Raw genomic sequence first — 13934 nt, forward strand, 5'->3', positions numbered from 1 at the left:
AAGCTGGCGGCGGCGCTGCAGCGAACCGGCGTGCCGGTGGCCGGGCGCCGCTGTCTGGATGTGGGGCAGAGCACCGGTGGTTTTACCGACTGCTTGCTGCAGGCGGGTGCCGCGCAGGTGGTCGGGGTGGACGTTGGCCACAGCCAACTGCACCCGCGGCTGCGCTCGGACGCGCGCGTGGTGGCCATCGAGGGCTGCAATGCGCGCGAGCTGTCAGCCGGGCGGCTGGTGGACCTGGGCGGCCCAGCCGCTGCGCCGCCGTTCGACCTGATCGTGGGTGACCTCTCGTTCATTTCGCAAACGCTGGTGTGGCCGGCGCTGCTGCCGCTGCTGGCAGCGGGCGGCTCGATGCTGATGCTGGTCAAGCCACAGTTCGAATTGCAGCCGGGCGACATCGGCAAAGGTGGGGTGGTGCGCTGCGCGGCGGCGCTGGAGCGGGTGCGCCAGCGTATCGAGCGCGCCGCAGCGGCGCAGGGCCTTGTGCTGCGCGATTACTTCGACAGTCCGATCGCCGGGGGCGACGGCAACCGGGAGTTTCTGGCATGGCTTTGCCGTTGAGTTTCGAATTTTTTCCGCCGAAGACGCCGGAAGGCGCCGCCAAGCTGCGCACCGAGCGCCAGCAGCTGTATGCGGCTCGGCCGCAGTTTTGCTCGGTCACCTATGGCGCTGGCGGCTCCACACAAGAAGGCACCTTCGCGACCGCGGGGGAGATCCTGGCCGAAGGGATAGAGGCCGCGGCGCATTTTTCTTGCATCGGCGCCACGCGCGAGCGGGTGCGCGCGCAGCTCGCCGAACTGCAGAGCATGGGTGTGAAGCGCCTGGTGGCGCTGCGCGGTGATCTGCCCAGCGGCTACGGGCTGGGTGGCGAGTTCGCCTACGCGCGTGACCTCGTGGCCTTCATCCGCGCGGAGTTCGGCGCCGCCTTCCACATCGAGGTCGCGGCCTATCCAGAGATGCACCCGCAGGCGCGCTCGCCGCAGGCCGACCTGCAAGCGTTCGCCGACAAGGTACGCGCTGGGGCCGACGGCGCCATCACGCAGTATTTCTTCAACACCGATGCCTATTTTCGCTTCGTCGACGAGGCCTACGCGCTGGGGGTGGAGGTGCCGATCGTGCCTGGCATCATGCCGATCACCAACGCCACACAGCTGATGCGCTTTTCCGACGCCTGCGGCGCCGAGATTCCGCGCTGGATCCGCCTGCGGCTGCAGGGCTACGGCGATGACGTGGCCTCGATCCGTGCCTTCGGGTTGGATGTGGTGACCGATCTGTGCGACCAGCTGCGCACCGCTGGCGTGCCGGGCCTGCACTTCTACACCATGAACCAGGCCGAGCCGACGCTGACCATTTTGCAGCGGCTCGATCTGCTGTCGGTCTGACGGCAAACGGCGCTGCCCTCGCTGCCGCTGGTGCGCTATCGTTGCGTTTGCGTTTTCTCAACCCGTTCCGTGACCCGCCAGGAGGCTCTGCCCATGCGATTCGAAACCCAGGCTGTACACGCCGGCTACCGACCCGACCCGACCACCAAGGCCGTGGTGCCGCCGATCTACCAGACCGTGGCTTACGCCTTCGACAGCGCGCAGCACGGCGCCGATCTGTTCGACTTGAAGGTGCCGGGCAATATCTACACCCGCATCATGAATCCCACGCAGGCGGTGCTGGAGGAGCGGCTGGCGGCGTTGGAAGGCGGCATCGGCGCGCTGGCGCTGGCCTCCGGGCAGGCGGCCGTCACCTATGCCATTCAGACGATTGCCGAGGCCGGCGACAACATCGTCTCGGCCAGTGCGCTCTACGGCGGCACCTACAACCTGTTCGCGCACACGTTGCCGCAGTACGGCATCGAGGTGCGCTTTGCCGACAGCGACCGGCCCGAGTCCTTCGAGCCGCTGATCGATGCACGCACCAAGGCGCTCTATTGCGAGTCGATGGGCAACCCGCGCGGCAATGTCACCGATATTGCGGCGCTGGCGGCCATCGCGCATCGCCACGGCGTGCCATTGATCGTGGACAACACGGTGCCCAGCCCCTATCTGTGCCGCCCGTTCGAGCACGGTGCCGACATCGTCGTGCATTCGCTGACCAAATACCTGGGCGGTCACGGCACCAGCGTGGGCGGTGCGATCGTCGACTCTGGCAAATTTCCGTGGGCCGAGCACAAGGCGCGCTTCAAGCGCCTCAACGAGCCCGACGTCAGCTATCACGGCGTCGTCTACACCGAGGCCTTGGGGCCAGCCGCTTACATCGCCCGGGCGCGGGTGGTGCCGCTGCGCAACATGGGCGCGGCCATCTCGCCCTTCAATGCTTTCTTGATCTTGCAAGGCATCGAGACGCTGCCGCTGCGCATGGACCGCATCTGCGACAACACGCTGGCGGTGGCGCGCTACCTGCACCAGCATCCCAAGGTGCGCTGGGTGCGCTACGCCGCCTTGCCGGATGACCCCTACCACGGGCTGGCGCAGCGCTATCTGGGCGGGCGTGCCTCGGGCCTGTTGACTTTCGGCATCGAGGGCGGGCGCGCGGCCGGCGAGCGCTTCCTCGATGCGCTGCAGCTCTTTACGCGGCTGGTCAACATCGGTGATGTGCGCTCGCTGGCTACGCATCCGGCCAGCACCACGCACCGGCAGCTCTCCTCCGAGGAACTGGCCAAAGCGGGCGTCACCGAGGACACCGTGCGCCTGTGCGTCGGCATCGAGCACATCGAGGACCTCCAGGCCGACCTGGCGCAGGCGCTGGCAGCGGCTTGAGCTGGCGATGTGCCCCGGCGTGTTGGCGGGCAGGCGGGGCGCCACGCCCGGTGGTGGCGCCCTTCAGCCTTGCGCTTCGCCCGCGTCCACTTTCCACGCCGCAGCCGGCCCCTGGCGCAGCGCCGCCAGCAGCCACGGCAGCGCCTCGCGCAACTGCCCAGCCAGGGTGTAGGGCGGGTTGATGACGAACACGCCGCTGGCGCGCAGGCTGCCGGCCGGGCGGCCGCGCGCGGCGGCGGCCTTGGCCGCCGGGTCGGCCGGTGTGCCGATGTTGAGTTCGGCCTGCAACCAGGCGCGGCCGTGCTGCTGCGCCAGCGCGCGCAGGCGCCTGGGCAGCGCGTGCGCCTGCTCGCGCGCGATCACCGGATACCAGACGACATAGCAGCCGAGTGCAAAGCGCCGCAGGGCATCGGCCACGACGGCCGTCACCAAGCCATAGTCGGATTTGAGCTCGTAGCTGGGGTCGATCAACACCAGCGCGCGTCGCGATGGCGGCGGCAGCAGCGCCTTCAGGCCGTCGAAGCCATTGTCACGCCGCAGTTCGATGGCCGGGCGCGGCGTGCGCGTGCGCCACTCGCGCACGGTGCGGTCGAGCAGCCGCCCGTCGGTCGGGTGCAGCTCGAACAATTTGAGCGCGTCCTGCGGCCGCAGCGCCGCCTGCAGCAGCGCCGGCGAGCCGGGGTAGTGCTGCAGCACCCCATCCGGATTGAGTCCGTGCAGGCGATCGATGTAGTCCTGCACGGCCGCAGGCAGGGCGGACCCCACCGCGATTGCAGTGGCTGCGGCCTGCCACAGCGCGCCCACACCCTGGGCCGCTTCACCGGAGGTGCGGGCATGTTCCTGGTCCAGCCGGTACAGGCCCGCGCCCGCATGGGTGTCCACGAGCAGCAGCCCCCCATCTTTGGCCTGCAAATGCCGCAGGGTGGCCAGCAGGGCAATGTGCTTGAGCACATCGGCATGGTTGCCGGCGTGAAAGGCGTGTCGGTAGCTGAACATGGCCCGATGGTAGCCGAGTGTGGGTCGGCTACCCACTTGCACCGGGTTCCGGCTATAATGCTATGTTTCGCAGCGAAAGCTTTGGGCCCCGCGGCGAAATCATTCCCCACCTAAGAGGCTGCCGGCAGAGCAGCGCCGACCGTGGAAAAGGGCCCGCCCAAACCACAGGAAACTGACATGACCAAAACCTTCAGCGCCAAGCCCGCTGAGGTGGTGCATGAGTGGTTTGTGATTGACGCCACCGATAAGGTGCTCGGACGTGTCGCCAGCGAAGTGGCACGCCGGTTGCGCGGCAAGCACAAAGCCATCTACACCCCTCACGTCGATACGGGCGACTTCATCATCGTCGTCAACGCCGACAAGATCAAAGTCACCGGCAACAAGGCCCTCGACAAGATCTACTACCGCCACACCGGCTACCCGGGTGGTATTCGCTCGATCAACTTCCGCGACATGCAGGCCAAGCACCCCGGCCGCGCGCTGGAGAAGGCCGTCAAGGGCATGCTGCCCAAGGGCCCGCTGGGTTACGCCATGATCAAAAAGCTCAAGGTCTACGCTGGCCCCGAGCATCCGCACGGCGCCCAGCAACCCAAGGCGTTGGAAATCTAAGGAGCGGCCATGATTGGTGAATGGAACAATGGCACGGGCCGTCGCAAGTCCAGCGTCGCCCGCGTGTTTCTCAAGAAGGGCTCGGGCAAGATCACGATCAATGGTCGCGACATTCAGGCCTATTTTGGCCGCGAGACGTCGATCATGATCGCCAAGCAGCCCCTGGTGCTGACCAACCACCTCGAGACCTTCGACATCCAGGTCAACGTCCACGGTGGTGGCGAATCCGGCCAGGCCGGTGCCGTGCGCCACGGTATCACCCGCGCCCTGATCGACTACGATGCGAGCCTCAAGCCTGCGCTGAGCGCTGCCGGCTTCGTCACCCGCGACGCCCGCGAAGTCGAGCGCAAGAAAGTCGGTCTGCGCAAGGCCCGTCGTGCCAAGCAGTTCAGCAAGCGCTGATCCGCAGCCCGTACCGGTCCAGCCGCCTGCCACGCCTCGTGGGGGCGGTTTTTTTCTGTTGCGGGGGTCGTTGCTTGCTCGTCCCTGGCCGAGTCAGGGATATTGCCTCCCAGCCGTTTGGGAAAAACCCGAGTGTTTTGCTATTCTTTGCGCACTCTGTAATCAGGAATTCAGCCATGTCCGCTCTTGCCGAAACCGCCGTTACCCCCGAGACCGAGGTGCCGGCGCCGCTCGTCTTTACCGATGCCGCCGCCGCGAAGGTGGCGGAGTTGATCGCCGAAGAGGGCAATCCCGACCTCAAGCTGCGCGTCTTCGTGCAGGGCGGGGGGTGCTCGGGATTTCAGTACGGCTTTACCTTCGACGAGGTGGTCAACGACGACGACACCCAGATGACCAAGAACGGGGTGACCCTGCTGATCGACGCCATGAGCTACCAGTACCTGGTCGGCGCCGAAATCGACTACAAAGAAGACCTGCAAGGTTCGCAGTTCGTGATTCGTAACCCCAACGCGACCACGACCTGTGGCTGCGGCTCCAGCTTCAGTGTCGGTTGACGCATCTGTGGGGTGCGGTGCCCAGGTGGCATGATCAGGCGGGGTAAACCGCACCCAAGATACGGGGCCCGCGTGCCCCGGTGACTTCGGTGGCGTTGCCCGGCTGGCCCAGCAAGGTTTGGTGCGCCAGCCACGCAAATGCGGCGGCTTCCACCCACTGCACCGGCCAGCCCAGCTCCGCCGTCGTGCCCACCGTCGTGGCCGGCAGGCGCCGTGACAGCCCCTCGAGCAGCGCGCGGTTGTGCGCGCCGCCGCCGCACACCCATAGCCGCTGCGGGGCTGCGGCGTTGGATGTGGCCCAATGCATGTTTTCTATGGCGCGGGCGATGCTCTCCACCGTCAGGGCTGCCAACGTGGCCTGCACATCGGCCGGTCGCGCATCGGGATGTCGCGCCAATCGCACGTCCAGCCAGGCCAAATTGAAGTAATCCCGCCCCGTGCTGCGTGCACCCGTGCGCGCGAAGTATGGGTCGGCGAGCAGATCTTCCAGCAGCGCGGGCACGACATGGCCCTGTTCGGCCCAAGCCCCGTTCGCGTCGTAGCGTGCCCCGGTGTGGCGGGCGCACCAACCGTCCAGCAGCACATTGCCGGGCCCGGTATCCAGGCCGCGTAGGGCTCCGTCGGCGCACAGCGCCGTCAGATTGGCGATGCCGCCAATGTTGACCACCCCCACCGCCGTCCCCGGCTGGCCGAAGGCAGCGCGGTGAAACGCCGGAACCAGCGGCGCGCCCTGGCCGCCTGCGGCGATGTCGCGGCTGCGAAAATCCGCCACCACCGCGATGCCGGTCGCCTCGGCCAGCCGGGCGGGGGCGAGGAGTTGCAGGGTGTACGGAGACTCGTGGGGCTGCAGGCGGGGATGACCGGGCGGCATGTGCCGCACCGTCTGTCCGTGCGCGCCAATGGCCGCCACCTGGTGGGCTGAAACACCGCCGCGTTCGAGCAAACGCGCCACGACCGCGGCGTAGGCATCCGCCAACGCGGCGCTGGCCTGGGCGGCGCGGTGCAGCTCGTCGGGGCCCGGTTGCTGCAGGTGCATCAGCGCGTCACGCAGGTCCTCGGGCAGCGGTTCACTGGCATCGGACAGCACCCGCCCGGCCGAGCTGCCTTCGGCAAACTCGACCAGCACGCCGTCAATGCCGTCGAGCGAGGTGCCCGACATCAGGCCGATGCAGCGCACGGACAGGCCGCCGCCTGGGGTGTTACTCGGCGCTGGCCTGCACCAGGGTGGCAGCCGCGGCCAGTTTCTCACGCATCGCGACGGCCACCCGTTCGAACGCCGGGCGCCAGCGCGCCTCGATGGGCTCGCCGCCGGCGTTGTCGCGTGCCAGGGTCAAGGGATCGCGGTGGGTGCCGCCAACGAGATATTCGAAATGCAGGTGTGGCCCCGTGGCGGTGCCGGTGGCCCCAACGGCTCCCAGGGTTTGCCCCTGTTCGACGCGCTGACCCTTGCGCACATCAATACGGCTGAGGTGGGCGTAGAGCGTTTTGCGATCTTGCTTGTGCTGCAGGATGACCACGTTGCCATAGCCGCGTTGCCAGCCAGCGAACTCCACCACCGCATCGGCTACGCTGCGCACCGGCGTGCCGGTCGGCGCGGCATAGTCCACCCCCAGATGGGGGCGCTGGCCGCCATGCACCGGGTGAAAGCGCATGCCGTAGCCACTGCTCACCCGCGAGAAGGCCAGAGGCGACGCCAGAAAGGCCCGCTGCAGGCTTTCACCCTTGAAGTTGTAGTAGGCCCCTTTGCCGCCCGGCGGCTGGAACCACACGAGCTGATGACCCCGACCTGCGTTGACGAACTCGGCCCCCAGCAAACGCCCATAGCGCAGGACTTCGCCGTCAGCCTCCAGCGCCTCGTACACCACCTGAAAGGCGTCGCCGGCACGCAGGTCGCGCCGGAAATCGATTTCGCCAGAAAACAGGTCGGCAAGCTGCGAGGCAATGCCATCGGGCAGGCGCGCTGCGTCCGTGGCGGCAAAGAGCGATGTGCGGATGGTGCCGCTGGCCAGGCGCACCGTGGGTGTCAGCGCAGGGTTTTCCAGGCGAGAACGCCAGGTATGGCCGTCGCGCTCCACGGCCAGCCGATGGTAGGTCGGGCTCTCGTCGCGCGGCAGCCAGCGCGCCGTCAAGCGCAGCAGCCGCCCGTCGTCGTCCACCTCGGCGCTCACCAATTTGCCGGGCCGGCCGCGCCAGATGTCTGCTGCATGCCGGTCGCGGCGCAAAAAATCGGCCGCTTCGCGATCCTGCACGCCCAGGCGCTGCAGCAGCGTGGCCAGGGTGTCGTCGCGGCGGGTGACGTCGGTGCGATAGAGGACGAAGGGGGCGGTCGGAGCACTGGCCTCGGGGGCGACGAAGGGCGCATCCACGGTTTCGGTGAGCTGGCGCCGTGGCAGTTCGTCGATGGCGGCGTCGAGCGATCCGGTCCCGAAGGCTGTGACACCCGTACCCAACAACAGCACCCCCAGGGCTGCCATGACCTGTCGGGGGTGGCGCTGCAACCAGCGCTGCCATGTGTGTCGTCGATCAATCATGCCATATCCGGTGGGTGGGCGGGCCGTCTGCGACGGGCCATCCCGTGCCGCAGTCCTCGTCGGGCAGCTCTGCGGGGCGTGAGAGGAAGAGAAAGATCCGCCGACTACAATGTGTGGGCGACGGCATGGCAATCGAGCAATGCTGCGCCCAACCCAGCGGCCGAGTGGCTTGGAGTATACCCGCCGCGCGGCCGCTGTCACCAGTGTATCCCTCATGAATATTTCTCCCGTATCCGCCGCGCAGGCGACCGAGGAGGCGCTGCGGGGTGCCTCTGATGCCGTGCGCGCCGCGCTGGCCGTCACCCGGCGCGGCTGCGAGGAGTTGCTGCCCGTGGCCGACTGGGTGCGCAAGTTGCGCCGCAGCGAGGCCACGGGCCAGCCGCTGCGCATCAAGCTGGGGCTGGACCCCACCGCGCCGGACATCCACCTGGGCCACACCGTGGTGCTGAACAAAATGCGCCAACTGCAGGATCTGGGGCACACGGTGATCTTCCTCATCGGCGATTTCACCAGCCTGATCGGCGACCCGTCTGGCCGCAACAGCACGCGCCCGCCGCTGACGCCGGAGCAGATCAAGGCCAACGCCGAGACCTATTACAAACAGGCCAGCTTGGTGCTGGACCCGGCCAAGACCGAGATCCGCTACAACAGCGAATGGAGCGACGCGCTGGGCGCGCGCGGCATGATCCAGCTGGCGGCCAAGTACACCGTGGCGCGCATGATGGAGCGCAACGACTTTCACCAGCGCTTCGCGGCCGGCACGCCCATCAGCGTGCACGAATTTTTGTACCCCCTGATGCAGGGCTACGACTCGGTGGCGCTCAAGGCCGATCTGGAGCTGGGCGGCACCGACCAGAAGTTCAACCTGCTCATGGGCCGCCATCTGCAGGCCGAGTATGGGCAGGAGCCGCAGTGCATTCTGACCATGCCGCTGCTGGAGGGGCTCGATGGCGTCGAGAAGATGTCCAAGTCCAAGGGCAACTACATCGGCATCACCGAGGACGCCAACACCATGTTTGCCAAGGTGTTGTCGATCAGCGACGAGCTGATGTGGCGCTGGTACACGCTGCTGTCGTTCAAGTCCGAGGCCGAGATCGACGCGCTGCGGCGCGAAGTGGCGCAAGGGCGCAACCCCAAAGAGGTGAAAGTGATGCTGGCCAAGGAGATCACGGCGCGCTTTCACAGCCCGGCGGCAGCCGAGGCGGCCGAACAGGATTTTCACCTCCGCAGCAAGGGCGGTGTGCCGGACGAGATTCCGCAAGTCACTCTGGCGCTGGGCGAAGGCGGCACCCCGCTGGGCATCGCCGCGGTACTCAAGCAAGCTGGGCTGGCGCCGTCCAGCAGCGAGGCCAACCGCCTGATCGATGGCGGCGGCGTGCGCGTGGATGGCAGCGTGGTCAGCGACAAGGGCCTCAAGCTCGGGGCGGGCACCTATGTGGTGCAGGTGGGCAAGCGACGGTTTGCCCGCGTGACCCTGGCTTGACACCCCAGCGCTCGATCTTTCAGCCATGAACGCGGTTTGGCATCGCCTGACGCCCCAGCGGCTGCTCGCGGCCTCGGTGGGGGTGGCGCTGGCGACCATCCTGTTCAAGACGCTGGCGTGGTGGATCACCGACTCGGTCGGGCTGCTGTCCGATGCCATGGAGTCGGTGGTCAATCTGGCCAGTGCCATGTTCGGTTTGTGGATGGTGACGCTGGCTGCGCGACCAGCCGACGAGGAGCATCCCTACGGCCATCACAAGGCGGAGTACTTTTCCTCGGGCTTCGAGGGCATTTTGATCATCATCGCTGCGCTGGGCATCATCTGGGCGTCGCTGGGGCGGTTGTGGGACCCGCAGCCGCTACAGCGTTTGGATTGGGGTCTGGGGCTGTCGGTGTTGAGCTCGGCGCTCAACGGTGGGCTGGCATGGGTGATGTTGCGCGCCTCGCGCGTGCACCGCTCGCTGGCGTTGGAGGCGGACGCCCGGCACCTGTTCACCGATGTCTGGACCTCCGCCGGCGTGGTGGTGGGGCTGGCGCTGGCCTGGGCGACAGGCTGGCTCTGGCTGGATGCGGTGGTGGCCATCGGCGTGGCCTTGAACATCGGCCGCGAGGGGGCGCATCTGCTGTGGCGCTCCAGCCAGGGGCTGATGGACCAGGCGGTCGAGCCGGAGGTCCGTGCCGCCATCGACGACGTGCTGGCCGGATTTGCGCACCAGCGCAACGGCAGCGACATCATCCGCTTCGACCATGTGCACACACGCAAAGCAGGCCAGCGCCGCTATGTGGACTTGCACATGCACATGCCGGCCAGTTGGACGCTGGGGCGGGCGGCGGCCTTGCGCACCAGCGTAGAGCAGGCCCTGATGAGCGCCGTGCCGGGCTTGCGCGCCACGATTCAGCTGCTGCCCAGCGACGTCGAGTCGTATTTCGACGACCCGCGCGATCTGAAGTGAGCGGCGATCAGCCGGAAGGGCCCGCGGCCACGGGGGCGCCGGGGGCGCGTGGATGCAGGCGGCGGCTTGCGGCTGTTGACCCTCACTGAACCGCGTACGGATTGGCAAAGCCCAGCCGTTCCAGGATCGCGATCTCGCGCGCCTCCATCGCTTCGGCCTCGGCCTCGCTGCGCTCGTGGTCCCAGCCCTGGGCGTGCAGCGCGCCGTGTACCAGCAGGTGGGCGTAGTGGGCCGGCAGCGTCTTGCCCTGCTCGGCGGCTTCGCGCGCCACCACGGGGGCGCACAGCACCAGATCGGCCATCACCACGGGTTCGGTAGCGTAGTCGAAGGTCAACACATTGGTGGCGTAGTCTTTGCCGCGGTAGTCGCGGTTGAGGGCCTGGCCTTCGTCGGCATCGACGATGCGCACGGTCAGTTCGGCCGGGCGCTCCAGGGCATGGCGCAGCCAGCGCGCCACCGCGTGGCGCGGCAGGGCGGCACGGTGTGCCGCGGCACCGTCGAAGCGCGCGAACTGCAGCGACAAGACCAGCGCAGGCAAGAGTTTGGACATCGGCGGGCTTTCAGGGGTCGGTGGGTGCGGGGCGCGCCTCGTAGGCGTCCACGATGCGTGCGACCAGCGGATGGCGCACCACGTCCGCGCTGGTCAGCCGAGCAAACGCGATCCCAGGCACGCGCCGCAGCACCCGCTCAGCGTCGATCAGGCCCGACAGCTGCGAGCGCGGCAAATCGATCTGGCTGACGTCGCCGGTGACCACGGCCTTGGAGCCAAAGCCGATGCGCGTCAAGAACATCTTCATCTGCTCGGGCGTGGTGTTTTGCGCCTCGTCCAGGATCACGAAAGCGTGGTTGAGGGTGCGCCCGCGCATGAAGGCCAGCGGCGCGATTTCGATCTGCTGGCGCTCCAGCGCCTTCTGCACCGATTCGAAGCCCATCAGGTCGTACAGCGCATCGAACAGCGGGCGCAGATAGGGGTCAACCTTGGCGGCCAGATCGCCCGGCAGGAAGCCGAGCCGCTCGCCAGCCTCCACAGCGGGGCGTGTCAGCACCAGCCGCTGCACCGCGCTGCGCTGCAGCGCATCGACCGCGCATGCCACCGCCAGATACGTCTTGCCGGTGCCCGCAGGGCCAATGCCGAAGGTGATGTCGTGCTCTGTGATGGCGGCCAGATAGCGCGCCTGGTTGGCGGTGCGGCCACGGATTTCGCCGCGGCGCGTCTGCAGCACCGGCGCGTGCGCATCGTCCGGGGGCTGGGGGCCGTCGCCGGCCAGCATCAGCTGCACCGTCTCGGCCGGCACCGGCTCGCGCGCGATCTCGTAGAGCGCTTGCAGCACCTCCAGCGCCTGCGTGGCGGCGGCCTTGCGCCCCTCGACACGGATGTGGCCAAAGCGGTGTGTGATGCGCACCTGCAGCGCCGCCTCGATGGTGCGCAGGTGGGCGTCTAGCGGGCCGCAGACATGCGCCAGCCGGCTGGCGTCGGTAGGGGTGAAGGTGTGGCGCAGGATCAAGGCGGATAATCCCTGTCGAGGTGGGCTGGCGAGCGCGCCGGCCTGGTGGACGCGGCCGCCTTGACGGCGGCCGGGCGCCCAGTGGCGCAAGGTGGGGCAATGATAGGCAAATTGACGGGCACCCTGATCGACAAGCAGCCGCCGCAGATCGTGGTGGACTGCGGCGGTGTGGGCTACGAGGTAGAGGTGCCGATGAGCACCTTCTACGGCCTGCCGGCGCTGGGCCAGCCGGTGGCGCTGCTGACGCACCTGGTGGTGCGCGAGGATGCGCAGCTGCTGTACGGCTTTGCTACCGTGGCGGAGCGCGCGGCGTTTCGCGAGCTGATCAAGATCGGCGGCGTCGGCCCGCGCACGGCACTGGCCCTGTTGTCGGGCTTGAGCGTGGCCGAGCTGGCGCAGGCCGTGTCGGCGCAGGAAGCCGGCCGGCTCATCAAGATTCCCGGCATCGGCAAGAAGATCGCCGAGCGGCTGTTGCTGGAGCTGCGCGGGCGGCTGGTGCCCGACCCTGGGCCGGTGGCGGCCGGCGCGCCGCTGGACGACGCGCAGGCCGACATCCAGCAGGCGCTGCTGGCGCTGGGCTACAGTGAGCGCGAGGCCGCCGCGGCGATCAAGGGGCTGCCTGCCGGCGTCGGCGTGGCCGAGGGGATCAAGCTGGCGCTCAAGGCGCTGGCCAAGTGAGGACGGGGCTGCAGCCATGACCATCGAGACCGATGACTTTGCGCCCATACCGCGGCAGCGGCTGGTCTCGGCGGCGCCGGAGTCCAGCCGCGAAGAGGCGCTGGAGCGCGCGCTGCGACCCAAGGGGCTGGACGAATACATCGGCCAGGCCAAGGTGCGCGAGCAGCTGGAGATCTTCATCGGTGCGGCCAAGAAGCGCGGCGAGGCGCTGGACCATGTGCTGCTGTTCGGCCCGCCGGGGTTGGGCAAGACGACGCTGTCACACATCATCGCGTATGAGCTGGGCGTCAACCTGCGTCAGACCAGTGGCCCAGTGCTGGAAAAGCCGCGCGACCTGGCCGCGTTGCTGACCAACCTCGAGCCCAACGACGTGCTGTTCATCGACGAGATCCATCGCCTGTCGCCGGTGGTGGAGGAGATCCTCTATCCGGCGCTGGAGGACTACCAGATCGACATCATGATCGGTGAAGGGCCGGCGGCGCGCTCGATCAAGCTGGATTTGCAGCCCTTTACGCTGGTGGGTGCCACCACCCGCGCCGGGATGCTGACCAACCCGCTGCGCGACCGCTTCGGCATCGTGGCGCGGCTGGAGTTTTACACGCCGCAGGAACTGGCCCGCATCGTCACGCGCTCGGCCAGGCTGCTGCAAGCGCCCATCGACCCCGAAGGGTCGTTCGAGATCGCCTGCCGCAGCCGCGGCACGCCGCGCATCGCCAACCGGCTGCTGCGTCGCGTGCGTGACTACGCCGAGGTCAAGGGCCAGGGCCACATCACGCGCGACATCGCACAGCGCGCGCTGGCGATGCTGGACGTGGACCCGATCGGGTTGGACCTGATGGACCGCAAGCTGCTGGAGGCGGTGATCCACAAGTTCGACGGCGGCCCGGTCGGGCTGGACAACATCGCCGCCAGCATCGGTGAGGAGCCGGGCACGATCGAAGATGTGATCGAGCCCTATCTGATCCAGCAGGGCTATCTGCAGCGCACGCCGCGCGGCCGCTGCGCGACGCTGGCGGCGTACCGCCACCTGGGCGTGGTGCCGCCGGCGCAGGGCGGCGCGGCGCTGTTCGACGACGGGGGCTGACTGGTGCACCGGCCGCCCCTGTACGGGCAACGGTCAGGCCGCCGCCTGTTCGTCGCGTGGACCGGCTTCGTCGGCTTCCTCCAGATGGCGCGTGTCGCCCCAGGACAGCAGTGCAAGGCCGCCGTCGGCGCTCCACAGCACACGGTGGATGGCTGCGTTGCCCATGGCCCAGGCGCGCGGCGCCTGCAGGTCCACACGCGCGGCGGCGCGGTACAGGATGTCGAGCACGCCGCCATGTGCCACCACCGCGATCGCCTGCCCCGGGTGGCGCGCAGCCAGCTCCGCAAACGTGGTCTCCACCCGTGCGCGCAGCGCCAGCAGCGACTCGCCACCCGGCGGGGCGAAGTCCGGCACGCGCGCCTTCCAGGCGCGCACGACGTCTGGGTGTTGCTGTTC

General features: G+C 68.2%; 16 protein-coding genes. 10 read left to right on the forward strand and 6 right to left on the reverse strand.

Features of this window, described 5'->3' with window-relative positions:
• The 3 genes from P3W97_RS09970 to P3W97_RS09980 form a co-directional block, all read left to right on the forward strand.
• Positions 1 to 558: TlyA family RNA methyltransferase (locus P3W97_RS09970; RefSeq protein ID WP_300846314.1), on the forward strand; the 558-nt coding region annotated here is incomplete at its 5' end.
• Positions 543 to 1379, forward strand: coding sequence for a methylenetetrahydrofolate reductase [NAD(P)H] (gene metF / locus P3W97_RS09975; protein ID WP_300846316.1), 837 nt, complete (start codon positions 543 to 545; stop codon positions 1377 to 1379). The genes P3W97_RS09970 and metF, both read left to right, overlap by 16 nt.
• 93 nt (positions 1380 to 1472) lie before the next feature.
• Positions 1473 to 2744, forward strand: coding sequence for an aminotransferase class I/II-fold pyridoxal phosphate-dependent enzyme (locus P3W97_RS09980; RefSeq protein WP_300846318.1), 1272 nt, complete (start codon positions 1473 to 1475; stop codon positions 2742 to 2744).
• 63 nt (positions 2745 to 2807) lie between these two features.
• On the opposite strand, the gene P3W97_RS09985 is transcribed toward P3W97_RS09980, so the two are convergent.
• Positions 2808 to 3740, reverse strand: coding sequence for a 23S rRNA (adenine(2030)-N(6))-methyltransferase RlmJ (locus tag P3W97_RS09985; protein WP_300846320.1), 933 nt, complete (start codon positions 3738 to 3740; stop codon positions 2808 to 2810).
• Between the two features lie 177 nt (positions 3741 to 3917).
• On the opposite strand from P3W97_RS09985, the gene rplM reads away from it, so the two are divergent.
• The 3 genes from rplM to erpA all read left to right on the forward strand — a co-directional run bounded on the left by rplM (position 3918) and on the right by erpA (position 5305).
• Entirely contained in the window at positions 3918 to 4349 is a 432-nt protein-coding gene (gene rplM / locus P3W97_RS09990; protein ID WP_300846322.1) for a 50S ribosomal protein L13, read from the forward strand.
• Between the two features lie 9 nt (positions 4350 to 4358).
• Positions 4359 to 4751 (forward strand): 30S ribosomal protein S9, encoded by a 393-nt coding sequence (gene rpsI, locus P3W97_RS09995; protein ID WP_068606774.1) that lies wholly within the window; start codon positions 4359 to 4361, stop codon positions 4749 to 4751.
• A gap of 176 nt (positions 4752 to 4927) precedes the next feature.
• The gene (erpA, locus tag P3W97_RS10000) at positions 4928 to 5305 is read left to right on the forward strand and encodes an iron-sulfur cluster insertion protein ErpA (RefSeq protein WP_300846326.1); all 378 of its coding nucleotides are present in this window, start codon (positions 4928 to 4930) and stop codon (positions 5303 to 5305) included.
• A gap of 34 nt (positions 5306 to 5339) precedes the next feature.
• Here the strand turns inward: erpA and P3W97_RS10005 are convergent, their stop codons facing one another.
• Both P3W97_RS10005 and P3W97_RS10010 read right to left on the reverse strand, forming a co-directional pair.
• The gene (locus P3W97_RS10005; RefSeq protein ID WP_300846345.1) at positions 5340 to 6488 is read right to left on the reverse strand and encodes an anhydro-N-acetylmuramic acid kinase; all 1149 of its coding nucleotides are present in this window, start codon (positions 6486 to 6488) and stop codon (positions 5340 to 5342) included.
• A 16-nt stretch (positions 6489 to 6504) separates the two neighbouring features.
• On the reverse strand, positions 6505 to 7836 hold the full coding sequence (locus P3W97_RS10010; protein ID WP_300846328.1) for a M23 family metallopeptidase: 1332 nt from the start codon (positions 7834 to 7836) through the stop codon (positions 6505 to 6507).
• Positions 7837 to 8050: 214 nt separating this feature from the next.
• Between P3W97_RS10010 and tyrS the strand changes: the two genes are divergently transcribed.
• Positions 8051 to 9319, forward strand: coding sequence for a tyrosine--tRNA ligase (gene tyrS / locus P3W97_RS10015; RefSeq protein ID WP_300846330.1), 1269 nt, complete (start codon positions 8051 to 8053; stop codon positions 9317 to 9319).
• Between the two features lie 25 nt (positions 9320 to 9344).
• A complete protein-coding gene (locus tag P3W97_RS10020) occupies positions 9345 to 10271 on the forward strand; it encodes a cation diffusion facilitator family transporter (RefSeq protein ID WP_300846332.1) in 927 nt (308 codons plus the stop codon).
• 82 nt (positions 10272 to 10353) lie between these two features.
• On the opposite strand, the gene ybeY is transcribed toward P3W97_RS10020, so the two are convergent.
• On the reverse strand, positions 10354 to 10821 hold the full coding sequence (ybeY, locus tag P3W97_RS10025; protein ID WP_300846334.1) for an rRNA maturation RNase YbeY: 468 nt from the start codon (positions 10819 to 10821) through the stop codon (positions 10354 to 10356).
• Between the two features lie 10 nt (positions 10822 to 10831).
• On the reverse strand, positions 10832 to 11776 hold the full coding sequence (locus P3W97_RS10030; protein WP_300846337.1) for a PhoH family protein: 945 nt from the start codon (positions 11774 to 11776) through the stop codon (positions 10832 to 10834).
• A gap of 99 nt (positions 11777 to 11875) precedes the next feature.
• Between P3W97_RS10030 and ruvA the strand changes: the two genes are divergently transcribed.
• Together ruvA and ruvB are read left to right on the forward strand one after the other, a co-directional pair.
• A complete protein-coding gene (ruvA, locus tag P3W97_RS10035) occupies positions 11876 to 12454 on the forward strand; it encodes a Holliday junction branch migration protein RuvA (protein ID WP_300846339.1) in 579 nt (192 codons plus the stop codon).
• A gap of 16 nt (positions 12455 to 12470) precedes the next feature.
• Complete coding sequence (gene ruvB / locus P3W97_RS10040) at positions 12471 to 13538, forward strand: Holliday junction branch migration DNA helicase RuvB (protein WP_300846341.1); 1068 nt, start codon at positions 12471 to 12473, stop codon at positions 13536 to 13538.
• A gap of 33 nt (positions 13539 to 13571) precedes the next feature.
• On the opposite strand, the gene P3W97_RS10045 is transcribed toward ruvB, so the two are convergent.
• A partial coding sequence (locus P3W97_RS10045) for a histidine phosphatase family protein (RefSeq protein WP_300846343.1) occupies positions 13572 to 13934 on the reverse strand: 363 nt, incomplete at its 5' end.

It is taken from the genome of Tepidimonas sp. (genome assembly GCF_029335975.1).
GTDB lineage: Bacteria > Pseudomonadota > Gammaproteobacteria > Burkholderiales > Burkholderiaceae_C > Tepidimonas.